Raw genomic sequence first — 24297 nt, 5'->3', positions numbered from 1 at the left:
GGAACGCGGGCAAGGGAGGGGACGAGGTGCAGCGCGACCGACACCGCCGGTCCAGGCGGCTGACCCTGCTCTGTGCGGGCCTCTTCCTCCTGTTGCTCGGCACGGCGGCCCCCGCGTCCGCCCACGCGGCCCTGCGCACGACCGACCCCGCCGACGGGACCCTGCTGCGCACGGCCCCCCGGCACATCACGCTGACGTTCACCGAATCGGTCGGCCTGCTCACCGACACCTTCCGCGTCTACGACCCCACCAACCACCAGCTGCGCACCGGGCCCGCCGAGCACGCACCCGGCCGCTCGGACACGGCCCGCGTCGCCCTGCCCGGCAAGCTCGCCACCGGCACCTACACGGTCGCCTGGCGCGTGGTGTCCGCGGACAGCCACCCGGTGTCCGGCGCGCTCACCTTCTCGGTCGGCACCCGCACGGCGACCGCCGCGAGCCCGGCCCCCGCCGACCCGGAGAACCCCGCCACGGCGGCCCTCTACAACATCGCCCGCTACCTCGCCTACCTCTGCCTGGCCCTCCTGCTCGGCACGGCGGCGTTCGTGGCGTACTGCCGCCCGCCCACGGCGGCCCCGCTGCGCGTCCCCGCCCTGGCCGCCGCCTGGACCCTCCTCGCCACGACGGCCGCCCTGTACCTCCTGCGCACCCCCTACGAGGAGGGCACAGCACCCGCCCTCTCCCTGCGCTCCCTGACCCACCCGGCCACGACCCGCCCCGGCGCCCTCCTGCTCGCGCGCCTGGCCCTGCTCCTCCTCGCGGCGGCCGCCGTCGCGCTCCTGCGGGCCCGCCGCAGAAGGCTCCCGCGCCGTACGACGCTCGCCGTGGCCGGGGCCGTCTCCCTCCCGCTCGCCCTGACCTGGACCGCGGCCGACCACGCCTCGGCGGGCATCCAGGTCCCCCTGGCCATCACCGCCGGCACGCTCCACCTGCTGGCCATGGGGACCTGGCTGGGCGGCCTGGCGGCCCTCCTGCGCACGCTGCCGCGTACCTCCCTCACCACCCTGGCCCGCTTCTCCCGCCTGGCCTTCGCCTCGGTGACGGTCCTGGTCGTGACCGGCGTCTACCAGTCCTGGCGGGGCCTCGGCTCCTGGCAGGCGCTCACGGACACGACGTACGGCCGCACCCTGCTGGCCAAACTCGCGGCGGTCACCGCGCTCCTCCTGGCGGCGGCCTGCTCCCGCGCCTGGACGACCCGCCTGACCCGAGAATCCCGGGTCGCCGTCGCCCGCGTACCCGAACCGGCCACGGTCCCCCCACTCCCACCGCCCCCGGAACGGCCCACGCCGCCGCCACCCCCGCCCTTCCACACCCTGCGCCGCTCGGTGCTGGCGGAGGCGGCCGTCGGCGTGCTGGTGCTGGCCCTGACGACCCTGCTGACCAGCACGGTTCCCGGGCGCGCGGCCACCGGGGCGGCGCCGGCGGGGACACCGGAGACCGGCATCCCGACGGCCTCCGTCACCACGATCCCCTTCGACGTCGGCACCCCCGGCGGCCACGGCAAGGTGCAGATCACCCTGGACCCGGGCCGCGTCGGCCGCACCTCCGTCCAGGCGGTGGTCTACGGCCCCGACGGCGGCCTGTCCACGGTCCCCGAACTCCGGGTCACCCTCACCCTGCCCGCCCGGCACCTGGGCCCCCTCGACACCCGCGTCACCGACCGCGGCGGCTACTGGTCCGGCGACTCCTTCGACCTCCCCCTCCCGGGCACCTGGACGATGAGGGCGACGGTCCGGGTGTCGGAACTGGACCAGGTGACGGTGTCGGCACCGGTGCGGGTGACACGGTAGGCAGGACGCGCCGGGCCCCGTAGGGCCGGGAGGGCCACCGCTCGGCCTGCGTCGAACCGCGACCAGAACCGCGGCGACGACACGGCGAGGGACCCGACCAGAATCTGGTCGGGGCCCTCGTTCCGCCTGGTCAGCCCTGCCGGAGGCACGTCTGTCGGCGCCTGGCCGGGAGTGCGTACAGGGCCGTTCGCCTGCCGCGTGGCTAGGCCGCCTCGGGCCGCGCCGCACGTGTGCCCCGGGCGGGCTCCTGTGCGTCTTCGTGCGGCAAGGTCTCGTCTTCCCCGAAGTCAGGGGCCTGGAAGGGGTTGGTCGCCGGAGGCGGCGATGCCGCGGTGGAGCGGCGGGGTTGCCCTTCCAGGGCGGAGAACAGCGACGTCAGATCGATGAGGGGACTCTCTTTCGTTACAGGTCCCTGAAGGGACCTGGTGTGCCGTGACCGGGCACAGCGGTCCTACAGCTTGGTCATCTTGGCGTACGGGCTCAAGACACGTACTTGCTCCGAGCCGAAATCCACGAGCGCCGCGACTCCGGCCTCGATGCCGATCACTCGGCCGAGGCCGTACATGTCGTGGGTGACCTGGTCGCCCACGGCGAAGTGCTTGGGAGCCGGTGTGACGGGGGCCTTGAAGGGGCTGGTAGGCAGATGACGCTTCGGCGCAGCAGGCTTTGTCATGACTCAGTATGAGCGTACGTGGATCCCGTTTGCTGTGGCCGTCGGCACAGATCCGGACGGGAACACCTGCTTCATGCCCCTGACCTGGGGTTCCGCGACCCGGTGAGACGAAACTGGAATCTCCTCCCTTCGCCCGTAGGGATCCCAGGAGTCCCGGACGCGGTGATGGACGCGGTCAAGGGCCGGCGGCGTGACCGGACGGATGCCCACCTCACCGCGTGTCAGCGGCGGCCGCTCCGGCGCCTGCCGCGGATGAGGTGCTGGGCCACGAGGTGCCCCGATCCGGCGCCGAGGCCGGGGCCGGGGTGGGTCGAGGCGCCGATGTGCCACAAGCCGGGTACGGGTGTGGCGTGCCGGGCCGCGCCCGGCAGGGGGCGCCACAGCAGGGCCTGGTCGAGTTCGGCCGAGCCGCCGTAGGGGTCGCCGTCGACCGCGTTCGGATTGTGCGCCATCAGGTCCGACGGTGTGACGGCGTCCCAGGCGAGCAGCTTCTCCGGCAGGTCGGGCGCGTGCAGCGCGATCCTGGCCAGGACCCGTTGGACGTATCCCTCGGTCAGCTCCTTCGTCCAGCGGCCGTGGGCGTCCAGTTCGCCCGCCGCGTCGCCGGTCGGCTTGTAGGGCAGTTCTTGGAGCTGGATCCACAGGGTCGCCGCGCCGTCCGGCACGCGTGACGGGTCCAGGACGTACTGCTGGCCGACGACCAGTGTGGGCCTGCGCGGCAGCAGCCCCGCCTCGGCCTCCGCGCACGCGATCGCGGTGCTCGCGGACCCGTCGCTGAGATGGACCAGCGGTACGCCGGCCAGGCGCGCGTCGCGCCAGCCGAGCGGGGCGGAGAGGGCGACGTGGAGCTGCATCGCGGCGCGTCCGTACCGGTAGCGCAGGGCCTCGTCGCGGATGGCGGGCGGGACGGGCGCGTCCTGTGGCAGAAGCTCGCCGTACAGCGCGGTCGGGGTTACCGAGACCAGGACGGCGCGGCGGGCCCGGACGGTTTCGCCGTCGGTGGCGACGCCCATGACCCGGCCGCCCGTGAGGAGCAGCCGCTCCGCCGACCGCCCCGTGGAGATGTGCACCCCGAGCTCGCCGAGCAGTGCCTCGAAGGCGCGGACGAAGTTCCGGGCGCCACCCGCCACCACGGGCATGCCGAAACCGTGCAGGGTCGCGGCCATGGCGGGCAGCATCAGGCCGCCCAAGGCGTGGTCCTCACTTCTCGGTGCCACTGAAGCGCTCCCGGCGCAGCAGTTTCACCACATGCCGGAGCACACGGGGCGAGCGAGGCTCACCGCCCAGGATGCCGCCCAGTGCGTCGGCGTTGGCGAGGAACCTCCGCAACAGGGCGAGGTAGGCGGTTCGGTCCTCGGAGTGGCCGAACATCTCGGCGGTGGCCGCGGGGTCGCGGTGGGCCAGGACCACGCGCCCTTCGTCGGTGACGGTGCCCGTGATCAGTCCGTCGGTGTTGCGATACTCCAGACCGTGACGGTGCAGGTCCTCACCCAGGGCGGCGTAGGCCCCGCCGGACACGAACAGCGGGTGCCACGAGGAGTACGTGTCGTGCAGGTAGCCGGGCAGAGTCCGCTCCTCGGTGGCGATGAAGCCGCCCAGCCGGTCGCTTCCCTCGATGAGGGCCACCGACCAGCCGCTCTTGGCCAGCTGGGCAGCGGCGACCAAGCCGTTCACACCTGACCCGATCACGACCGCGTCGAAGGTAGGTGCCATCAGCGCTCCTCAAGACGTGAGGGGTGGGGTACCAGGGCTTCGCCTGAGCGAGCCACCACCGGCGAGGACGAGGGCACGGCCCTCGCCGATCCAGCGTTCCCCTCAGGCACCGGGCTGTCCAACGCTTGCAGGCACCGCCCCAGGCCCTGAGGGTCTCCTGATCCTCGGCGTTCCGGACGTCGTGATCGACGCGATCACGGATTGACAGCCTGGGGGAGCGGCGCGGATGCGCGCCCGGTAGATGCATGTGACCGGAGTCATGCTCAGGAAGGTCGCTCAGCACGTCGGAGACGCCCTCCGGACACCGCCTGGAGCGGGCCGGGCAACCAACTGAGACGGAAACGGAGACCGACGAACGCCAGAGGGCCGGGCCACTTTCGTGACCCGGCCCTCTGAGCTGGCGGAGGATACGAGATTCGAACTCGTGAGGGGTTGCCCCCAACACGCTTTCCAAGCGTGCGCCCTAGGCCTCTAGGCGAATCCTCCGCCGGAAACATTACATGACCGAGGGGAGTGCTCGCGAACTCGTTCCCGCCTCGTTCCCGCAGGCCCGCATCCGTTACAGCCCACGGGCCGCGATCGGGTACTGTGGAGCGCAGCCCCTCACGCGGCGCTATCTGACTGAACTCCCCCAGGGCCGGAAGGCAGCAAGGGTAGGTTGGCTCTGGCGGGTGCGTGGGGGGCCCTTGCGTTTCCGGGCCGCCGCGGACTCCGCCGGGGCGTCGGCGGCCGGGACCGGTTGTCAGTGGGCGCCTATAACCTCGTATGCGTGTCGTCTCTCGCGCTGTACCGCCGCTATCGCCCGGAGACCTTTGCCGAGGTCATCGGGCAGGAGCATGTCACCGACCCGCTGCAGCAGGCGCTGCGGAACAACCGGGTCAATCACGCGTACCTGTTCAGTGGTCCGCGCGGCTGCGGCAAGACGACCAGCGCGCGGATCCTCGCCCGCTGTCTGAACTGTGAGCAAGGTCCCACCCCGACCCCGTGCGGCGAGTGCCAGTCGTGCCGGGACCTGGCGCGCAACGGCCCGGGCTCGATCGACGTCATCGAGATCGACGCGGCCTCTCACGGTGGTGTGGACGACGCCCGTGAGCTGCGCGAGAAGGCGTTCTTCGGCCCCGCGAGCAGCCGGTACAAGATCTACATCATCGACGAGGCCCACATGGTCACGTCGGCCGGCTTCAACGCGCTGCTGAAGGTCGTCGAGGAGCCGCCGGAGCACCTCAAGTTCATCTTCGCGACCACCGAGCCCGAGAAGGTCATCGGCACGATCCGGTCGCGGACCCATCACTACCCCTTCCGGCTCGTGCCGCCCGGCACCCTGCGGGACTACCTCGCCGAGGTGTGCCAGAAGGAGGACATCCCGGTCGAGGACGGCGTGCTGCCGCTCGTCGTGCGCGCCGGTGCGGGTTCCGTGCGTGACTCCATGTCCGTCATGGACCAGCTCCTCGCCGGCGCCAGCGAGCAGGGTGTGACCTACGCCATGGCCACCTCCCTCCTCGGCTACACCGACGGCTCCCTTCTCGACTCCGTCGTCGAGGCCTTCGCCACCGGTGACGGCGCCGCCGCCTTCGAAGTCGTCGACCGCGTCATCGAGGGCGGCAACGACCCGCGCCGTTTCGTCGCCGACCTGCTGGAGCGCCTCCGGGACCTGGTGATCCTCGCCGCCGTGCCGGACGCCGTGGACAAGGGCCTCCTCGACGCCCCGGCCGACGTCCTGGAGCGCATGCAGGCCCAGGCCTCCACCTTCGGCGCCGCCGAGCTGAGCCGCGCCGCCGACCTCGTCAACGCCGGCCTGACGGAGATGCGCGGCGCCACCTCGCCCCGCCTCCAGCTGGAACTGATCTGCGCACGCGTACTGCTCCCCGCCGCCTACGGCGACGAGCGCTCGCTGATGGCCCGCCTCGACCGCATCGAGCGCGGCGTCCACTTCTCGGCCGGCGCCGGTACGCCCGCGATGGGCTACGCCCCTGGCCCCGAGGCCCACGGCGCCGCGGCCTCCGTACCACCCGGCACCGGCCCGGCAGTGGCCCGCGCGGCGGTGCGGGCGGCGAACGGGCCGGGGGGTGCTGGGCCTGGCGCCGGCGGGCAGGGCGTTGCGGGTCCGGGTACCAGTGGCCCTGGCGACGGTGGTCCTGGCGCTCCTGGCGGACCTGGTGCAGGTGGTCCGGCTCCGGCCGCCCCCGCGCCTACGGCACCCCCGGCCCCGACGGCACCCCCCGCACCGGCTGCCCCTGTTGCCCCGGCTGCTGCCGCTCCCGGCGCCTGGCCCACGGCCGCTACGGCCGGAAGCGGTCGCCGCCCCGGTGGCTGGCCCACGGCCGCGGCACCGGCGGGCGGCGGCGCGCCGCAGGGCCACGCCCCAGGCCGTCCTTCGGCAGGCCAGCAGCAGCCCCCGGCGTCCTCGGCGGCCCCCCCGGCCCCGGCAGCGCCCGCGGCCGCCCCGACCGGTGGCCTCGACCCGCGCATGCTCTGGCCGAACATCCTGGAGGCCGTCAAGAACCGCCGCCGCTTCACTTGGATCCTGCTCAGCCAGAACGCGCAGGTGGCCGGCTTCGACGGCACCACCCTCCAGCTCGGCTTCGTCAACGCCGGTGCCCGTGACAACTTCGCAGGCAGTGGCAGCGAGGACGTGCTGCGGGCGGCGCTGGCCGAGCAGTTCAACGTGCAGTGGAAGATCGAGGCGGTCGTCGACCCGTCCGGTGGCGGTTCCGCGCCCCCGCCCGCCGGGGGCTCGGGCTTCGGCGGCGGAGGCGGCTACGGCGCTCCCGCCGGAGGCGGCGGTGGCCACGGCGCCCCGTCCGCACCCCGCCCCGCGGCTCCCCAGCCGACCCCGCCGTCCGGCCCCCCGGCCACGCCCACCACACCCACCCCCGCGCCTCAGCCCACGGCCGCCCCCGAGCCGCCCCCCGTCGCCCCCGAAGACGACATCCCCGAGGACGACGACCCGGACCTCGACGAGTCGGCCCTCTCCGGCCACGAACTGATCGTGCGGGAACTGGGGGCGACGGTGGTCGAGGAGTTCTCGAACGAGTAGCCGACGGGGGTGGGGCGCGGCGGTACCAGTGGTCGACGGTGTTGGGTCGGGGCGCCCGTGGTCGAACGGGATGGGGCGGTGTCGCGAGGGCCGGCCGGGATGGCTCGGTGTGCGGGTGGTCGACGGGATCAAGCAGGACGCGAGTGGCCGACAGGGTTGGGGCGGCGCGGCGAGTTGCGGGCTGGGATGGGGCGGTGCCGCGAGGGCCGACGGGGATGGCCCGGTGTGCGAGTGGCCGATCGGGATTAAGCAGGGCGCGAGTGGTCGACGGGGTTGGGCGGCGCCGCGGGCGATCGAGCGGGTTTGGGCGGTGCCGCGAGTGGCCGATAGGGATGGCCCGGCGCGCGAGTGGTCGACGGGATCAAGCAGGGCGCGAGTGGCCGACGGGGTTGGGGCGGCGCCGCGAGTTGCCGGCGGGGATGGGGCGGCGTGCGCGTGGTCGACGGTGTTTGCGAGTGGTCGACGGTGTTGAGGCGGCGCCGCGAGTGGTCGAGCGGTGTGGGGCAGTGCCGCGAGTTGCCGGCCGGGATGGATCGGTGACGCGAGAGGCCGACCGAACCGAGCCGACTCCCCCGCCCGGCCCTGCATCGCACTGAGTCACGCACGCCACACCCCACCCCGAACGACACCCCCGCAGCCGACGGAGCCGATTGCCCCGCCCCGCCCCGGCCCGCACCGCACCACACACGCCGCACCCACTCCAGAGCGCGCGCTCCCAGCCGACCGAGCCAACTCTCCCCCGGCCCGGCCCGGCCGGCCCGCCTGCACTGCACCACTCACCGCACCTGGAACGGCACCCTTCCAGCCAACCGTGTCGGGTGGGCGGGTGGGCAAAACGGGGGTCTGGAGGGGCGGAGCCGCCAGGCGCGGCAGCCCCGACACCGCGCCCTTTGGAGGAAACCCCAACAAACCCGCCCCCCAACCTTCGGCAACCTTGCCATTAGGCTGACCCCGTGAAGGTCCTCGTCATCGGCAGCGGCGCCCGCGAACACGCCCTGTGCCGCTCCCTGTCCCTCGACCCCGACGTCACCGCGCTGCACTGCGCCCCCGGCAACGCCGGCATCGCCGAGGTCGCCGAGCTGCACTCGGTCGACGCGCTCGACGGCAAGGCGGTCGCCGAGCTGGCCGCCGGCCTCGGTGCCGACCTGGTCGTCGTCGGCCCGGAGGCCCCGCTGGTCGCCGGTGTGGCCGACGCCGTCCGCGCGGCGGGCATCCCGGTGTTCGGCCCGTCCAAGGAGGCCGCGCAGCTGGAGGGCTCCAAGGCCTTCGCCAAGGACGTCATGGCGGCGGCCGGGGTGCCGACCGCCCGCTCCTACGTGTGCACGACGGCCGAGGAGGTCGACGAGGCCCTGGACGCCTTCGGCGCCCCCTACGTCGTCAAGGACGACGGCCTCGCCGCCGGCAAGGGCGTGGTCGTCACCGACGACCTGGAGGCCGCCAAGGCCCACGCCGCCGCCTGCGAGCGCGTGGTCATCGAGGAGTTCCTCGACGGCCCCGAGGTGTCCCTCTTCGCGATCACCGACGGGGAGACGGTCGTACCGCTCCAGCCCGCCCAGGACTTCAAGCGCGCCCTGGACGGCGACGAGGGCCCGAACACCGGCGGCATGGGCGCGTACTCCCCGCTGCCGTGGGCCGAGCCGAAGCTGGTCGACGAGGTGCTGGAGACGGTGCTGCAGCCGACCGTGGACGAGATGCACCGCCGTGACACCCCCTTCTCCGGCCTGCTCTACGCGGGCCTGGCGATCACCAGCCGTGGCGTCCGGGTGATCGAGTTCAACGCCCGCTTCGGCGATCCCGAGACCCAGGTCGTGCTGGCCCGGCTGAAGACCCCGCTGGCCGGCCTGCTGATGGCCGCCGCCACCGGCAACCTCGCCGATCTGCCGCCCCTGCGCTGGAGCGAGGACGCCGCCGTCACGGTCGTCGTCGCCTCGCACAACTACCCCGCCACCCCCCGCACCGGCGACCCGATCACCGGTCTGGACGAGGTGGCCGCCGAGGACGCCCCGCACGCGTACGTGCTGCACGCCGGGACCAAGCGGGACGGCGACGCAGTCGTCAGCGCGGGCGGCCGTGTGCTGTCCGTCACCGCCACCGGCAAGGACCTGACCGAGGCGCGCGAACGGGCGTACCGGGCGGTGGACCGGATCCGCCTGGACGGCTCCCAGCACCGCACGGACATCGCCGCGAAGGCGGCGGCCGAGGCGGCGAACGCCTGATCTGCCTTCCCCTGATGCAGGCCCCGGATCCCCTGATCCGGGGCCTGATCTTTGCTGTCTGTCACTCACCTCTGACCAAAGCCATTCCATCGAGTGAGCAATCGTCTATACGGCTGACGTGGGCCGGGGCCCCAACTAGGGTGCCGCGCAAGCGTTCCGGCACTTGGCCCACCGGCATTGCGATGTCAGTGGCGGGTGCCACAGTGGGGGAGTGAGCACCACCAGGACAGCACGTACATCGGCAGCGAGGCGGTGAGGGCGGGACGTGACCGGAATCGGTGCGGAGATGGGCGCGCAGGCCGCGCGCAGCCGGGCCCTCGCCGTACTGAGGGTGCGGGGCCGGGCGCTGGCCGTGGCCGTGCTGCCCGCTGCGGCCGCGGTGATCCTGCTGACCGGCGCTCCCACCGGCCATTTCGTCGGCCAGGGCTGGGACGTGGCCCGCTGGGTCGTGGGCCTGCTCGCCGTGCTGGTGCTGCTGGCCGCCACCGGTATCGCCCTGGTCGTGGCCCGGGCCCGCCCGGCCGTCAGCCCGACGGTGCCGATCCCGGAGGAGTCCGCCCCGGACCTGTACCGGATGGTGCGCGACCTCGCCGACCGGCTGGACGTGCCGGCCCCCTCGGCCATAGCGCTGACCCCGGACTGCGACAGCTGGCTGGAGGACCGCACGCACTCGGCCCACGGCCCGCCGCCGCGCCCCGCGCCCGACGAGGACGAGCTGTCGGGCCCGGTCCGCCGCCCGCCCGTCTCCCCGGTGCTCGTCATCGGCTCCCCGTTCCTGTGGTGGATGCGGGTCGGCGAGCTGCGCGCGGTCCTCGCCCCGGTCATCGCCGGTACAGGCCCTTCGGCGCACCCGGACATAGCCGCCGCCCGGCGCTTCGTGCGCGGTCTGGACGCGGCGGTCGCGGTCGCCTCGACACGGGCCCGCTGCCCGGCGACGCGCGGTGTGTGCGCGGCCCTCGGCTGGGTGGCCCGCCTGCTGCTGCGGAGCTGCCGGGAACACGCCACTCAGATGGAGCGCGGGGTCGCCGCGGCGGCGGCCGAGCGGGCCCAGGCCGTCGACTACGGCCTGCGGATCGTCGCCCAGGAACAGGTGGGCCTGGCCTACGCCGGCTGGGACCGGCTGCTGACCAGGGTCGCGTTGCCCGCCTGGCGCATGGGCCGCTGGCCCTCGCGGCTGGACGCGGGCGTGGTGGCGGCGCTCACCGAGCTGTCCCGGCGCGACCGCCTGGCCGAGGGCTTCACCTCCCGGCTCGGCGAGCGGCCCGCGTGCGACCTCCTGGAGGAGCCGGGCGTCGTGGACGAGGCCGCCTCCCTCCTCGCCGCCCGCCTCTTCCACGGCGGCCCCGCGGAGTCCGGCCCGGACTGGGCGCCGGTGGACTGGCAGGCGTATCCGGAGGAGGTCGTGGACCGCACCTGGCGCGCCGACGCGGCCCGTCTGCACCGCGTCCTGGACTCCCTGGGCGTCCGCCCCTCCCTCGACCCCACGACCCCCGACCCCGGCGGCCCCACCCTGGCCCGAGTCCTGGACCACCTCACCGAGCCCGCCCCGGAAGCCCCGGAGCCGAGGTCACCGCAGGTCGCCCCCCACCCCACCGACGCGACCCCGGCCCCCTCGCGCCCACCCACCCCGACGCCCGACGCGCAACCCACCGAAGGCGAGCCCGCCCCCCAGGAGCCCGACGCCCCAACGCCCCACCCGCGAGCCGCCGACGGCGAGAACGCCCCACAGGGGCGACCCGCACCCGACAACGAAAGCCGCACGGGTGGTGCGGGCGGGAACGAAATCCCCACCGAAGGCGAAGCCGAGGGGGAACCGCCCCCCGAAGACCCCGGTACGGAACGCAGCGCCGCCCTCGCCGCAGGCCTGACCGCCGCGCTGGCCCGCGAGGAGGCCGGCGCGCCCAGATTCGGCGCGACCGCCACCGGCCGAAGCGCCGAGAGCGCCCTGTGGGACGACGCCGGCCTGCCCCTCTTCCCGCTGCAGCCGCCCCGCACCGCCCGCGACCTGCTCACCGAGCACGTCACGGCCATGGTGTGCTGCGCCGCCGTGGACACCGCCGGCGCGGTCCCCGCCCTGGACTGGCTGGACGGCCCCTCCCTGCTGCTCGGCGGCGAGCGCGCCGCCGACCTCGCGCCCAAGGTGCTCCGCCTCATCGAGGAGGGAGACCCGGGCCCGCTGCGCGACTGGCTGGCCGCGTCCGGGATACGCCCCGAGAAGCCCGTACGGCTCGTCTAGCGGCCCGTGGCAGCCCGTGCGGCTCGCCGAACGGGAGCGCTGTCTTCCACTTCAGGTCAATTCGCAACGACTAGTGACCGAGCCCGTGCGTTATGTGATGTGCTGGAGCGACCACGCACCTGGCAAGGGCGTGCGACATACGACAGCACGCCCGAGGACAGCGCGTACCACCGATCACACCGAGCACTGCGAGAACAGCGAGCACGGCGAGCACCACCGAGACAGGACGACACGGGGGCAGAGGGAGGGCAGCGACCATGGCCTCGGACCACATCCGCCGCTGGGAGTCCGGAGCACTCGCGCACGCCGTCACGGACCCCTTCGGTCAGGGCCCGGTGCCCTGGCTGCGCGGCAGTGAGACCTACTTCGACGACACCGGTCATGTCGTGCCCTGGTACGTCGACCCCAGCCCGCAGCCGCTCAAGGGGGTCGGCACCGCCCCACGCGTGCCCGGGCCCCGCTCGGCCGACGACGTGCGCCGCCAGATCAAGGGCTTCACCGCAACCGGCGCGGTCACCCCCGGCGCGGCGATCGACTTCCACATCACGGTCGACCCGCCCCAGGAGTTCGGCGTCGACATCTACCGGATCGGCCACTACGGCGGCGACGGCGCCTCCAAGATCACCACGAGCCCGCGCCTGTCCGGCATCGTCCAGCCCGCGCCGCTGGCCGTCGACCGCACGGTCTCCTGCCACCACTGGTGGCTGTCCTGGCGCCTCCAGGTGCCCTCCCACTGGCCCATCGGCGCGTATGTGGCCGTCCTCACCACCGCCGACGGCTACCGCTCCCACGTGCCGTTCACGGTCCGCGACGACCACCCGGCCGACCTGCTCCTGCTGCTGCCGGACATCACCTGGCAGGCGTACAACCTGTATCCGGAGGACGGCCGGACCGGCGCCAGCCTCTACCACGCCTGGGACGACAAGGGCCGGCTGCTCGGCGAGGCCGACGCGGCGACCACGGTCTCCTTCGACCGCCCCTACGCGGGCTCCGGCCTGCCCCTGCACGTCGGGCACGCCTACGACTTCATCCGGTGGGCCGAGCGGTACGGCTACGACCTCGCCTACGCCGACGCCCGCGACCTGCACGCCGGCCGCGTGGATCCGGCCCGCTACCGGGGCCTGGTCTTCCCCGGCCACGACGAGTACTGGTCCGTGCCGATGCGCCGCGCGGTCGAGCAGGCCCGCGACCGCGGCACCTCGCTGGTCTTCCTCTCCGCCAACAGCATGTACTGGCAGGTGGAGCTGGGCCCCTCCCCGTCCGGCGTCCCGGACCGGCTGCTGACCTGCCGCAAACGCAAGGGACCCGGCAAGCCGGTCCTCTGGCGCGAGATCGACCGGCCCGAGCAGCAAGTGGTCGGCATCCAGTACGCGGGCCGGGTGCCCGAGCCGCATCCCCTGGTCGTCCGCAACGCCGGGCACTGGCTCTGGGAGGCGACCGGCGCGCACGAGGGCGACGAGATCGAAGGCCTGGTCGCCGGCGAGGCCGACCGGTACTTCCCGCGCACCCCGCTGCCCGCGCACGAGGAGCGCATCCTGCTCGCCCACTCCCCGTACACCGACAACGACGGGGTGCTGCGCCACCAGGAGACCTCCCTCTACCGCGCCCCCTCCGGCGCCTGGGTCTTCGCCTCCGGCACCTTCGCCTGGTCCCCGGCCCTGGACCGCCCCGGCCATGTGGACCCCCGTATCCAGCGCGCCACGGCGAACCTCCTGGACCGCATCTGCAAACGCGACTGATCCCCAACCCGCGAACCTCGACTGATCGCCGACCCGGAACACACGACCCCTGGCCGAAACCGATCGCCCCGATAAGGGAGAATCGAGGCACTTGGACAGAACCACGGGGAGGAACCGTGTCCGGATTCGTAGAAAAGCCCGAGCCGATCCAGGTTCCGGGCCTGGTGCACCTGCACACCGGAAAGGTGCGCGAGCTGTACCAGAACGAGGCGGGCGACCTCGTGATGGTCGCCAGCGACCGCATGTCCGCGTACGACTGGGTGCTGCCCACGGAGATCCCCGACAAGGGCCGTGTCCTCACCCAGCTCTCCCTGTGGTGGTTCGACCAGCTGCGCGACCTGGCCCCCAACCACGTGATCAGCACCGAGGTGCCCGAGGGCGCCCCCGCCGACTGGGCGGGCCGCACGCTGGTCTGCAAGCAGCTGAAGATGGTCCCGGTGGAGTGCGTGGCCCGCGGCTACCTCACCGGCTCCGGCCTGGTCGAGTACGACGAGTCCCGTACGGTCTGCGGCCTCGCCCTCCCCGAGGGCCTCGTCGACGGCTCGGAACTCCCCGCCCCGATCTTCACCCCGGCCACCAAGGCCGAGGTCGGCGAGCACGACGAGAACGTCTCCTACGAGGAGGTCGCCCGTCAGGTGGGCGCCGACACCGCCGCCCAGCTCCGCCAGGCCACCCTCGCCGTGTACTCGCGTGCCCGGGACATCGCCCGCGACCGGGGGATCATCCTGGCGGACACCAAGTTCGAGTTCGGCTTCGACGGCGACACCCTGGTCCTCGCGGACGAGGTCCTCACCCCCGACTCCTCCCGCTTCTGGCCGGCCGACCAGTGGCAGCCGGGCCGCGCCCAGCCGTCGTACGACAAGCAGTTCGTCCGGGACTGGCTGACCTCCGCGGCCTCCGGCTGGGACCGCAAGAGCGAGCAGCCCCCGCCGCCGCTGCCGGACGAGGTCGTCCAGCAGACCCGGCGGAAGTACGTGGAGGCCTACGAGCGCCTCACCGGCCTGAGCTGGAGCTAGCAGCACGAGAAGACCCCGGTCCGATGGACCGGGGTCTTCTTCCCGAGCGGACGACGAGGCTCGAACTCGCGACCTCAACCTTGGCAAGGTTGCGCTCTACCAACTGAGCTACGTCCGCCTTGCGCCGTGGCGCGAGAGCAACTATACCCAACCTCGCTCGTGTGTGAGACGCACCGCCGCATGACGGTTCTCGGTGTCGGGTTCCGTGACGGCCGAGGAGCTGCGATTCCGCACGGTGCCGCAGGACGGCGCGGCCCGCCGGACGATCTTTGCGACCGGCGCGTCGCCGGCGGCCGGCTCGACCACCGCGGCCTCCCCCGAGGCCCTCGGGGAGCCCCCGGCGGAGATCGCGTCGGCGGCCAACTCCGGGTCCACGCAGTCGGTTTACGTCGTGCTCGGTCTGGATGATCCCGGTGAGCCGCTGGGCGCGGACCTTCTACGGGCCGAACCCGCGCACGTCGGCCGCGAGCACCCGCTTCGGGCGGCCGGGCCGCCGTACCCGGTGACGATCGGCACCCGGCGGGAAGGCGGTTCGGCGCGCAAGGATGTGGTGGCCTTCACACCTCGGTGAGCCACAGCGGCACCGGTGAGCTCATGAGTTGACTCCGCTCACTTATTTTCCCAGCGGCACCTCGGTCACCAGGGTTCCGTGCTCACCGGACGCTTCGCCAGGCCCTCGCCATCGATGCCGGCCGCCGTCAAACCCACCCGGCGCACCTGTGAGTTCAACCCGGGGTCGGCCTACGGCGGTGTCATCGCTCGGCAGGACAATGGCCGGCGCGGATCACGGGGAACGAGAAGACCCCGGTCCGATGGACCGGGGTCTTTATCCCGAGCGGACGACGAGGCTCGAACTCGCGACCTCAACCTTGGCAAGGTTGCGCTCTACCAACTGAGCTACGTCCGCACTGCTCCCGACCGGCTCCCACCGATCGGTGCGAGCACCAGCCTACCTGATCCACAAGAGTGGTCGTGACAACCGGTGCCGGAGCGGGTGACAGGAATCGCACACTGCGCCTTCCCCCTGGAAGGGGGATGTTCTGCTACTGAACTACACCCGCACGCTCCTCGGGGTTTCGGCCTTTCGGCCTCGCCCCTCGGCGTGCTCCAAACATTAGCTGATCAACAGGGGGGTGGCGCAAGTCGGCTTCCCCTGGCGCCCGATATGCCCAAGTGCGCGGCCCTCAGGGTCCGCTGACGGACCCTGAGGACTGCCCCTTCGCGGGCTGGTGCGGCCGGCCGCTCGTCACGGCTCCCCGCGCGCCTCACTGCGCGGCGCTGAACGCCTCGTAGACCTTCTTGGGGATGCGTCCGCGGGCGGGGACGTCCATCTTGTTGGCCTGGGCCCAGGCGCGGACGGCCGCCGGGTCGGGGGCGACCTCCGTCTGCTTGTACGCCTTGCCGGACCGCGACCTCTTGCGGCCGGCCTCGACGTAGGGCGCGAGTGCCTTGCGCAGTTTCTTGGCGTTGGTTTCGTTCAGGTCGATCTCGTACGACTTCCCGTCGAGTCCGAAGGCGATCGTTTCCGCCGCTTCCGAGCCGTCGATGTCGTCAAAGAGCGTGACCACGACCTTTTGCGCCACGAATATCGGTCCCTTCGTGCGGCACGTCGATACAGCTCACCGGCGATGACGTGCCGAGTATCGGCTATTGCCAATTCATTTGTACAGTGCTCGGCAATGGAAAGTGAAGCCCGACTAAATCCGTCCGCGTGTCCGAAGACAATAGGTGAACGGGGCGGACTGGGGAACTTTCCCAGAACTTTTCACGGCAGTACGGCTTCGACACCCGATCGTGATGCGCCTCACGTAGTTTCCTACAACTCTACTCGCGTAGAAATTTTGTGCGGGTAGTCTGAAGGAACCTGCTCAGCACCACACACCGGGAGTGCCAGTGGCACGCGTCGTAGTCGACGTCATGCTCAAGCCGGAGATCCTCGACCCCCAGGGCCAGGCGGTCCAGCGTGCGCTGCCGCGCCTGGGTTTCGAGGGGATCTCCGACGTACGTCAGGGAAAGCGATTCGAACTCGAAGTTGACGGGCCGGTCGACGAGGCCGCACTCGCCCGCATCCACGAGCTCGCGGAATCCTTCCTCGCCAACACCGTGATCGAGGACTTCACCGTCAAGGTCGAAGAGACCGCGGAAGTCGCGGAGGCGGCCAAGTGACCGCTCGTATTGGCGTCGTCACTTTCCCGGGCAGCCTCGATGATCAGGATGCCCAGCGCGCGATCCGCCTCGCGGGCGCCGAACCGGTTGCCCTGTGGCACAAGGACAAGGACCTCAAGCAGGTCGACGCCGTGGTCCTTCCCGGCGGTTTCTCCTACGGCGACTATCTGCGCGCCGGTGCCATCTCCCGGTTCTCGCCGGTGATGGAGTCCGTGATCGAGCAGGCGAAGGCCGGCCTTCCGGTCCTCGGCATCTGCAACGGCTTCCAGATCCTCACCGAGGCCCACCTCCTTCCGGGCGGGATGCTCGGCAACGACCACCTCCACTTCATCTGCCGCGACCAGAAGCTGCGGGTGGAGAACGCGGAGACGGCCTGGACCAGCGACTACCGCGCCGGCCAGGAGATCCACATCCCGCTGAAGAACATGGACGGCCGGTACGTCGCCGACCGGTACACGCTGGACAAGCTGGAGGCCGAGGGCCGGGTGGCGTTCCGGTACCTGGACTTCAACCCGAACGGCTCGCTCAACGACATCGCCGGCATCACCAACGAGGCGGGCAATGTCGTCGGACTGATGCCGCACCCCGAGCACGCCGTAGAGCCGCTGGTCGGTACGGGCCGTACCGACGGGCTCCCGTTCTTCACCTCGATCCTCAAGAAGCTGGTCAACGCATGAGCCGGACGCCTCTGGACACGGTCGAGCACGCGGCCGCGACCCCCGACGTCGAGCTGCCCTGGGCCGAACTCGGTCTGAAGAAGGACGAGTACGAGCGGGTGGTGGAGATCCTCGGCCGCCGGCCGACCGGCGCCGAACTCGCCATGTACTCGGTCATGTGGTCCGAGCACTGCTCGTACAAGTCCTCCAAGGTCCACCTGCGCCAGTTCGGCGAGAAGGCGCCCGAGAGCGACGCCCTGCTCGTCGGCATCGGCGAGAACGCGGGCGTGGTGGACGTCGGCCAGGGTTACGCCGTGACCTTCAAGGTCGAGTCGCACAACCACCCGTCGTACGTCGAGCCCTACCAGGGCGCGGCCACGGGCGTCGGCGGCATCGTCCGCGACATCATCGCCATGGGCGCGCGGCCGGTGGCGGTCGTCGACCCGCTGCGGTTCGGCGCCGCCGACCACCCCGACACCAAGCGGGTGCTCCCGGGCGTGGTCGCGGGCATCGGCGGCTACGGCAACTGCCTGGGCCTGCCCAACATCGGCGGCGAGGTCGTCTTCGACGCCTGCTACCAGGGCAACCCGCTGGTCAACGCCGGCGCCATCGGCGTGATGAAGCACGAGGACATCCACCTCGCCAAGGCCTCCGGCGCGGGCAACAAGGTCATCCTGTACGGGGCCCGCACCGGCGGCGACGGCATCGGCGGCGCCTCGATCCTCGCGTCCGAGACCTTCGACGACGCCAAGCCGAGCAAGCGCCCGGCCGTCCAGGTCGGCGACCCCTTCCAGGAGAAGCTCCTCATCGAGTGCACCCTGGAGGCCTTCAAGGAGAAGCTGGTCGTCGGCATCCAGGACCTCGGTGCCGCCGGTCTCTCCTGCGCCACCTCCGAGCTCGCCTCCAACGGCTCCGGCGGTATGCGCGTCACCCTGGACGACGTCCCGCTGCGCGACTCGACCCTGTCTCCCGAGGAAATCCTCATGAGCGAGTCGCAGGAACGCATGTGCGCGGTCGTGGAGCCGGAGAAGGTCGACCGCTTCCTGGAGATCTGCGCGAAGTGGGACGTCATCGCCACCGTCATTGGCGAGGTGACCGACGGCGACCGCCTGGAGATCTTCTGGCACGGCGAGAAGATCGTGGACGTCGACCCGCGCACGGTCGCCCACGAGGGCCCGACGTACGAGCGCCCGTACGCCCGCCCCGACTGGCAGGACGCCCTGCAGGCCGACGACGCGAACAAGCTGCCCCGGCCCGCGACGGCGGAGGAGCTGAAGGACCAGGTCCTGAAGCTGGTCGCCTCTCCCAACCAGGCCTCCAAGAGGTGGATCACCCAGCAGTACGACCACCTCGTGCAGGGCAACACCGTCCTCGCCCAGCCGGAGGACTCCGGCATGATCCGCGTGGACGAGGAGACCGGTCTCGGTGTCGCGATCGCGACGGACGGCAACGGCCGCTACGCCAAGCTCGACCCGTACACGGGCGCGCAGCTGGCCCTGGCCGAGGCGTACCGCAACGTGGCCACCACCGGTGCCAAGCCCCTCGCGGTGTCCGACTGCCTGAACTTCGGCTCGCCCGAGGACCCGGCCGTGATGTGGCAGTTCGCGGAGGCCGTGCGCGGTCTCGCGGACGCCTGCCGGCAGCTCGGCACGCCGGTGACCGGCGGCAACGTCTCGCTCTACAACCAGACGGGCGAGGCGGCCATCCACCCGACCCCGGTGGTCGCGGTCCTGGGCGTGATCGACGATGTCGCGCGCCGCACCCCGGTCGCCTTCCAGGAGGAGGGCCAGCTGATCTACCTCCTCGGCGACACCCGCGAGGAGTTCGGCGGCTCGGCCTGGTCCCAGGTGGTCCACGACCACCTCGGCGGTCTGCCCCCGCAGGTCGACCTGGAGCGCGAGCGGCTGCTGGGCGAGATCCTGATCTCCGCCTCCCGCGACGGCATGATCGACTCCGCGCATGACCTGTCCGACGGCGGCCTGGTGCAGGCGGTCGTGGAGTCCGCGCTGCTCGGCGGCAAGGGCGCGCGGCTGGTCGTACCGGACGGCCTGGACGCCTTCACGTTCCTGTTCTCCGAGTCGGCGGGCCGCGCGATCGTCGCGGTGCCGCGCTCGGAGGAGGTCCGCTTCAACGACATGTGCGGTGCGCGGGGCCTGCCGGCCACCCGGATCGGTGTCGTGGACGGTACTGCGTCTGATTCAAATGCAGTGGTGGAGGTCCAGGGCGAGTTCGCGCTCACCCTGGAGGAGCTGCGAACGGCACACGAGAAGACCATCCCGGCGCTGCTGGCGTAGGCGCATCCGCGAGCACACCCGAAGAAGGGCCCCGTCCGGAAGCCGGGCGGGGCCCTTCTCGTGCGGCCATGGGTTCCTGCGGTCGCCTGGTCGAAAACGGCCTGAAGGACTGCGCGGTCAGGGCATAGGCTCACCGCCATGCCACCGGCCAAGAAGCGCGCCCGCAGCTACGACCCCGGCAGGACCCGCGCCGCGGTCCTGGCCCAGTTCGCAAACGTCCGGGAAGCCGTGCGCGGCCTCACCGAGGAGCAGCTCGCGCTGCCCACCCGGCTCGGCGGGTGGGCCGTACGGGACCTGGTCGTGCACATCGGCATGGCGCTCACCGCCGTCCACCGCTCGCTCGCCCTGCCCGAGCCGGCCAAGGCGGACGCCGTGCTGCTCGACTGGCCCTTCGCCACCGCGGCCAACGCCGCCGCCATCGACGAGTTCACCCGGAACCTGTCCGCCGAACACCCCGACCTCGACGCCTACCTCACGGACATCGACCGGTCCCTGCGCGCCCTGCTCGCCGAGCACTCCGGCAGCCGGATCCTGCAGACGAGCGCCGGTGCGCTGCCCCTGGACGATTACCTGGTCACCCGCACCGCCGAACTCGTCGTCCACACCGACGACCTCAACGCCGCCGTGCCCGGCCTGGAGGTCCCGTACGACCGCCAGGCCCTGGCCGCCGCCACCCGGCTGCTCGCCGACGCCCTCGCCGTGAAGGCGCCCGGCGGCTCCACGGAGGTGCGGGTGCCGCCGTACGCCGTGGTGCAGTGCGTCGAGGGGCCCCGGCACACCCGCGGCACCCCGCCCAACGTGGTGGAGACCGATCCGCTGACCTGGATCCGGCTCGCCACCGGCCGCCTGAGCTGGACGGACGCCCTGGAGGAGGCCAAGGTGAGCGCCAGTGGGGAGCGGGCGGACATCGGGGGGCTGCTGCCGCTGATGGCGTAGCGGAACCGACCCGGCCGGTCTACCGTCGAATCGCCATGAACCGGTACAAGCAACGCATGATCCTCGCACCGGCGGCCGCCGTGCTCGCCGTCCTCACGATGGCGTGCGGCAACGGGAGGGCGGACAGTGGTGCGGTGACCGCCCCCCAGCCCCTGACCGGCATCGACTGGCGGGTCGACAGCCTCACCGTCGGCGATACGACCCGGCACGCCCCCGCGTCCGCCCGCCTGCGCATCGACGAGAACGGCAAGGCGGCCGGCAACCTCGGCTGCAACCAGTTCAGCGCGCGGGCCACCGTCCACGGCGACCGGATCACCTTCGGCGACCTGCGCACGACCCGGATGGCCTGCGCGCCGGACCGGATGGACTTCGAGCGCGCCCTCGCCCGCGCGCTGACCACCGGCACGCTCGTCGCCGAGACGCAACACGAGAAACTGACGCTCACCGACGGCGACGGGGACCGCATCCACCTCAGCCGCAACGCGCCCGGATGATGTGCGACACCTCACTCGCGCACCCGGCGAACGGGCCCGCGGCCGCCGCCCGCAGCGCCGCCGTCGGCGCCCAGAGCCCCGAGCGCACCTCGCTGACCTGGGCAAACGCGTAAACCGACAAGGTGATCCACAGGTCCGGACTTGTTAAGGGTACGTATCCCCAATTCGGACCAGTGGTCGACCTCGCCTACACTCGGTGGCGTGCCACGTGGTGACGGTCGACTCAATCACGATCTGCTTCCCGGCGAGAAGGGCCCCCAGGACGCTTGCGGCGTCTTCGGTGTCTGGGCTCCGGGTGAAGAGGTCGCAAAGCTCACGTACTTCGGGCTCTACGCCCTCCAGCACCGGGGTCAGGAATCCGCGGGAATCGCGGTCAGCAACGGCTCCCAGATCCTCGTCTTCAAGGACATGGGCCTGGTCTCCCAGGTCTTCGACGAGACCTCGCTCGGTTCGCTCCAGGGTCATATCGCGGTCGGACACGCCCGCTACTCGACCACCGGCGCCTCCGTGTGGGAGAACGCCCAGCCGACGTTCCGCGCCACCGCGCACGGCTCGATCGCGCTCGGCCACAACGGCAACCTGGTCAACACGGCGCAGCTCGCCGAGATGGTCGCCGACCTGCCGAACGACAACAACAGCCGCTCCACCCGGGTCGCGGCCACCAACGACACCGACCTGCTGACGGCCCTGCTCGCCGCCCAGGTCGACGAGGACGGCAAGCCGCTCACCATCGAGGAGGCGGCCCACCAGGTCCTCCCGAAGGTGCGGGGTGCCTTCTCGCTCGTCTTCATGGACGAGCAGACCCTCTACGCGGCCCGTGACCCGCAGGGCATCCGCCCGCTGGTCCTCGGCCGCCTGGAGCGCGGCTGGGTGGTCGCCTCCGAGACCGCCGCCCTGGACATCTGCGGTGCCAGCTTCGTCCGCGAGATCGAGCCGGGCGAGTTCGTCGCCGTCGACGAGAACGGTCTGCGCAGCTCCCGATTCGCGGAAGCGAAGCCCAAGGGCTGTGTCTTCGAGTACGTGTACCTGGCCCGCCCGGACACCGACATCGCCGGCCGGAACGTATACCTCTCCCGGGTGGAGATGGGCCGCCGGCTGGCCAAGGAAGCCCCCGTCGAGGCCGACCTGGTCATAGCGACCCCGGAGTCCGGCACCCCGGCCGCCATCGGCTACGCGGAGGCCTCCGGCATCCCCTTCGGCGCCGGTCTCGTGAAGAACGCCTACGTCGGCCGGACCTTCATCCAGCCCTCGCAGACCATCCGCCAGCTCGGCATCCGCCTGAAGCTGAACCCGCTGAAGGAAGTCATCAAGGGCAAGCGCCTGGTCGTCGTCGACGACTCGATCGTGCGCGGCAACACCCAGCGGGCCCTGGTCCGCATGCTCCGCGAGGCCGGCGCCGCCGAGGTCCACATCCGGATCTCCTCGCCGCCCGTGAAGTGGCCCTGCTTCTTCGGCATCGACTTCGCCACGCGCGCGGAACTGATCGCCAACGGCATGACCATCGAGGAGATCGGCACCTCGCTCGGCGCCGACTCGCTCGCCTATATCTCCATCGACGGCATGATCGAGGCGACCACCATCGCCAAGCCGAACCTGTGCCGCGCCTGCTTCGACGGCGAGTACCCGATGGAGCTGCCGGACCCCGAGCTGCTCGGCAAGCAGCTCCTGGAGACCGAGCTGGCGGCCGGTCCCGCCGCCACGGCCGCGGCCGACGCGATCCGTCGCCCGTAACACCCTGCAGTACGACACGAAAGCTCTCACAGTCATGTCTGAGACAACTGGTGCCAGCTACGCAGCGGCGGGCGTCGACATCGAGGCGGGCGACCGCGCGGTCGAGCTGATGAAGGAGTGGGTGAAGAAGACCCAGCGCCCCGAGGTCCTCGGCGGCCTCGGCGGCTTCGCCGGGCTCTTCGACGCCTCCGCCCTCAAGCGCTTCGAGCGCCCGCTGCTCGCCTCCGCCACGGACGGCGTCGGCACGAAGGTGGACGTCGCCCGCCGCATGGGCGTCTACGACACCATCGGCCACGACCTGGTCGCCATGGTCATGGACGACATCGTGGTGTGCGGTGCCGAGCCGCTGTTCATGACGGACTACATCTGCGTCGGCAAGGTCCACCCCGAGCGCGTCGCGGCCATCGTGAAGGGCATCGCGGAGGGCTGTGTGCTCGCCGGATGCGCCCTGGTGGGCGGCGAGACCGCCGAACACCCGGGCCTGCTGGGTGAGGACGACTTCGACGTCGCCGGGGCCGGTACGGGCGTCGTGGAGGCCGACCGGCTGCTCGGCGCGGATCGCATCCGTGAGGGTGACGCGGTGATCGCCATGGCGTCCTCCGGGCTTCACTCGAACGGGTACTCCCTGGTCCGCCACGTCCTGCTGAACACAGCCGGCCTGGCGCTGGAGACGGAGGTCCCGGAGCTCGGCCGCGCGCTCGGCGAGGAGCTGCTGGAGCCCACCAAGATCTACTCGCTGGACTGCCTGGCGCTGACCCGCACCACGGACGTGCACGCGTTCTCGCACATCACCGGCGGCGGACTCGCGGCGAACCTGGCCCGCGTTATCCCCGACGCGCTGCACGCGGTCGTCGACCGCTCCACCTGGACCCCGGGCGCGATCTTCGACCTGGTCGGGAAGACCGGCAACGTCGAGCGCCTGGAGCTGGAGAAGACCCTCAACATGGGCGTCGGCATGATGGCGATCGTCCCCGCGGAGTCCACCGAGGTGGCCCTCGCGACCCTGGCCGACCGCGGCGTCGAGGCCTGGGTGGCCGGCGAGATCACCGACCGCGGCGACAAGGAGACGGGCGCGGAGCTGGTGGGGGACTACGCCGCCTGATCCTGCGGGCGGCGACCGTGCCGACCGTGCGGACAGCACAGAAACCGGTCGGTGGCTATGCCACCGACCGGACTGGTCACTGCAAGGTCAAGCGCCGCGACGGTGCTGTTGGTGAGGATCGTTGTCGTCCTCTTCCTCGTCGTCGTCCTCGTAGAGGTCGGCGTAACGAGAGTAGAGATCGTCCTCGTCGTTCTCATCGTCCTCGAACGGCTCGCCGTTCGGCGGCTGGCTCGAAGTCGATGCGCCCAGTTCACTGGCCAGACGTGAAAGATCAGTCCCACCGCTGTTGTACTTCAGCTGGCGGGCGACCTTTGTCTGCTTGGCCTTGGCCCGGCCGCGCCCCATGGCTCGACCCCCTCGGTGACAGGGGCTCGACGGCCCCAGAGTCTGACACGCGTTCATGATCCGGAACGGACCCTCCGTGGAGAGGCCGGTCCGTAGGGCTTCCACGGTACCTGAGCCCGCGCCCATACGGTACGTCGCCCGCAGCACGCGCGT

18 protein-coding genes, 4 tRNA genes, 1 other RNA gene and 1 pseudogene are annotated in these 24297 nt (G+C 71.8%); 14 read left to right on the top strand and 10 right to left on the bottom strand.

The features are described from left to right. Positions 1-26: 26 nt before the first annotated feature. Positions 27-1790, top strand: a complete 1764-nt coding sequence (locus ACQPXS_RS23595; RefSeq protein WP_433451251.1) for a copper resistance protein CopC — start codon at positions 27-29, stop codon at positions 1788-1790. Between the two features lie 451 nt (positions 1791-2241). Here the strand turns inward: ACQPXS_RS23595 and ACQPXS_RS23590 are convergent, their stop codons facing one another. The 4 genes from ACQPXS_RS23590 to ACQPXS_RS23575 all read right to left on the bottom strand — a co-directional run bounded on the left by ACQPXS_RS23590 (position 2242) and on the right by ACQPXS_RS23575 (position 4662). Continuing rightward, positions 2242-2463: a hypothetical protein gene (locus ACQPXS_RS23590; protein WP_351802672.1), complete on the bottom strand. Its 222-nt coding sequence runs from the start codon at positions 2461-2463 to the stop codon at positions 2242-2244. 221 nt (positions 2464-2684) lie between these two features. Next, complete coding sequence (locus ACQPXS_RS23585) at positions 2685-3680, bottom strand: phytoene desaturase family protein (RefSeq protein ID WP_433451250.1); 996 nt, start codon at positions 3678-3680, stop codon at positions 2685-2687. Then, positions 3664-4176, bottom strand: coding sequence for a phytoene desaturase family protein (locus ACQPXS_RS23580; protein ID WP_433451249.1), 513 nt, complete (start codon positions 4174-4176; stop codon positions 3664-3666). Before ACQPXS_RS23580 ends, ACQPXS_RS23585 begins: the two co-directional genes overlap by 17 nt. Before the next feature lie 398 nt (positions 4177-4574). Next, positions 4575-4662 (bottom strand) — tRNA-Ser (locus ACQPXS_RS23575). 109 nt (positions 4663-4771) lie between these two features. On the opposite strand from ACQPXS_RS23575, the gene ffs reads away from it, so the two are divergent. The 6 genes from ffs to ACQPXS_RS23545 all read left to right on the top strand — a co-directional run bounded on the left by ffs (position 4772) and on the right by ACQPXS_RS23545 (position 14420). After that, positions 4772-4866, top strand: an RNA gene (gene ffs, locus ACQPXS_RS23570) — signal recognition particle sRNA small type. Between the two features lie 79 nt (positions 4867-4945). After that, positions 4946-7213 carry a DNA polymerase III subunit gamma and tau gene (locus tag ACQPXS_RS23565; RefSeq protein ID WP_433451248.1) on the top strand — a complete coding sequence of 756 codons (2268 nt, stop codon included), beginning with the start codon at positions 4946-4948 and terminating at the stop codon, positions 7211-7213. A 953-nt stretch (positions 7214-8166) separates the two neighbouring features. Next, the gene (gene purD, locus ACQPXS_RS23560; protein WP_433451247.1) at positions 8167-9429 is read left to right on the top strand and encodes a phosphoribosylamine--glycine ligase; all 1263 of its coding nucleotides are present in this window, start codon (positions 8167-8169) and stop codon (positions 9427-9429) included. A gap of 265 nt (positions 9430-9694) precedes the next feature. Continuing rightward, on the top strand, positions 9695-11665 hold the full coding sequence (locus ACQPXS_RS23555) for a hypothetical protein (RefSeq protein ID WP_433451246.1): 1971 nt from the start codon (positions 9695-9697) through the stop codon (positions 11663-11665). Positions 11666-11922: 257 nt separating this feature from the next. Next, complete coding sequence (locus tag ACQPXS_RS23550) at positions 11923-13404, top strand: N,N-dimethylformamidase beta subunit family domain-containing protein (RefSeq protein WP_433451245.1); 1482 nt, start codon at positions 11923-11925, stop codon at positions 13402-13404. 116 nt (positions 13405-13520) lie between these two features. Then, complete coding sequence (locus ACQPXS_RS23545) at positions 13521-14420, top strand: phosphoribosylaminoimidazolesuccinocarboxamide synthase (RefSeq protein WP_365323921.1); 900 nt, start codon at positions 13521-13523, stop codon at positions 14418-14420. A 45-nt stretch (positions 14421-14465) separates the two neighbouring features. Here ACQPXS_RS23545 and ACQPXS_RS23540 read toward each other — a convergent pair. From ACQPXS_RS23540 to ACQPXS_RS23520, 5 genes and pseudogenes are all read right to left on the bottom strand, one after another. Then, a tRNA-Gly gene (locus ACQPXS_RS23540) sits at positions 14466-14538 on the bottom strand. Between the two features lie 23 nt (positions 14539-14561). After that, positions 14562-14984 (bottom strand): annotated as a pseudogene (locus ACQPXS_RS23535) (DNA-binding response regulator); the annotation flags it as partial. 270 nt (positions 14985-15254) lie between these two features. Further along, positions 15255-15327: transfer RNA gene (locus ACQPXS_RS23530), tRNA-Gly, on the bottom strand. A gap of 82 nt (positions 15328-15409) precedes the next feature. After that, positions 15410-15481, bottom strand: a tRNA-Gly gene (locus ACQPXS_RS23525). A 204-nt stretch (positions 15482-15685) separates the two neighbouring features. After that, on the bottom strand, positions 15686-16003 hold the full coding sequence (locus tag ACQPXS_RS23520; protein WP_031164632.1) for a histone-like nucleoid-structuring protein Lsr2: 318 nt from the start codon (positions 16001-16003) through the stop codon (positions 15686-15688). Between the two features lie 310 nt (positions 16004-16313). Here ACQPXS_RS23520 and purS point away from each other — a divergent pair, with 310 nt between their 5' ends. The 7 genes from purS (at position 16314) to purM (ending at position 23799) form a co-directional block, all read left to right on the top strand. Continuing rightward, a complete protein-coding gene (gene purS / locus ACQPXS_RS23515) occupies positions 16314-16586 on the top strand; it encodes a phosphoribosylformylglycinamidine synthase subunit PurS (protein WP_356301108.1) in 273 nt (90 codons plus the stop codon). Then, a complete protein-coding gene (purQ, locus tag ACQPXS_RS23510; protein WP_356301111.1) occupies positions 16583-17263 on the top strand; it encodes a phosphoribosylformylglycinamidine synthase subunit PurQ in 681 nt (226 codons plus the stop codon). The genes purS and purQ overlap by 4 nt, the downstream gene beginning before the upstream one ends. Beyond that, positions 17260-19536, top strand: a complete 2277-nt coding sequence (gene purL / locus ACQPXS_RS23505; protein ID WP_433451244.1) for a phosphoribosylformylglycinamidine synthase subunit PurL — start codon at positions 17260-17262, stop codon at positions 19534-19536. The genes purQ and purL overlap by 4 nt, the downstream gene beginning before the upstream one ends. Positions 19537-19674: 138 nt before the next feature. Continuing rightward, the gene (locus ACQPXS_RS23500) at positions 19675-20472 is read left to right on the top strand and encodes a sterol carrier family protein (protein ID WP_433451243.1); all 798 of its coding nucleotides are present in this window, start codon (positions 19675-19677) and stop codon (positions 20470-20472) included. A 56-nt stretch (positions 20473-20528) separates the two neighbouring features. After that, positions 20529-20966 carry an META domain-containing protein gene (locus tag ACQPXS_RS23495; protein WP_433451242.1) on the top strand — a complete coding sequence of 146 codons (438 nt, stop codon included), beginning with the start codon at positions 20529-20531 and terminating at the stop codon, positions 20964-20966. Between the two features lie 201 nt (positions 20967-21167). Beyond that, entirely contained in the window at positions 21168-22697 is a 1530-nt protein-coding gene (purF, locus tag ACQPXS_RS23490; RefSeq protein ID WP_055707139.1) for an amidophosphoribosyltransferase, read from the top strand. Positions 22698-22731: 34 nt separating this feature from the next. Next, positions 22732-23799, top strand: a complete 1068-nt coding sequence (gene purM, locus ACQPXS_RS23485; protein ID WP_433451240.1) for a phosphoribosylformylglycinamidine cyclo-ligase — start codon at positions 22732-22734, stop codon at positions 23797-23799. Positions 23800-23886: 87 nt separating this feature from the next. On the opposite strand, the gene ACQPXS_RS23480 is transcribed toward purM, so the two are convergent. After that, the gene (locus ACQPXS_RS23480; RefSeq protein WP_071380680.1) at positions 23887-24144 is read right to left on the bottom strand and encodes a DUF3073 domain-containing protein; all 258 of its coding nucleotides are present in this window, start codon (positions 24142-24144) and stop codon (positions 23887-23889) included. Positions 24145-24297: the final 153 nt, after the last annotated feature.

It is taken from the genome of Streptomyces sp. CA-142005 (assembly GCF_050942335.1).
Lineage (GTDB): Bacteria > Actinomycetota > Actinomycetes > Streptomycetales > Streptomycetaceae > Streptomyces.
Note: the sequence above shows the minus strand (reverse complement) of the source record. Positions and strands in the feature narration are given on the sequence as shown.

Coding starts and splice junctions, on each gene's coding strand:
- ACQPXS_RS23590 (WP_351802672.1), bottom strand. CDS start 2,463: ATGACAAAGCCTGCTGCGCCGAAGCGTCATCTGCCTACCAGCCCCTTC.
- ACQPXS_RS23580 (WP_433451249.1), bottom strand. CDS start 4,176: ATGGCACCTACCTTCGACGCGGTCGTGATCGGGTCAGGTGTGAACGGC.
- ACQPXS_RS23550 (WP_433451245.1), top strand. CDS start 11,923: ATGGCCTCGGACCACATCCGCCGCTGGGAGTCCGGAGCACTCGCGCAC.
- purL (WP_433451244.1), top strand. CDS start 17,260: ATGAGCCGGACGCCTCTGGACACGGTCGAGCACGCGGCCGCGACCCCC.
- ACQPXS_RS23500 (WP_433451243.1), top strand. CDS start 19,675: ATGCCACCGGCCAAGAAGCGCGCCCGCAGCTACGACCCCGGCAGGACC.
- ACQPXS_RS23495 (WP_433451242.1), top strand. CDS start 20,529: ATGATCCTCGCACCGGCGGCCGCCGTGCTCGCCGTCCTCACGATGGCG.
- purM (WP_433451240.1), top strand. CDS start 22,732: ATGTCTGAGACAACTGGTGCCAGCTACGCAGCGGCGGGCGTCGACATC.
- ACQPXS_RS23480 (WP_071380680.1), bottom strand. CDS start 24,144: ATGGGGCGCGGCCGGGCCAAGGCCAAGCAGACAAAGGTCGCCCGCCAG.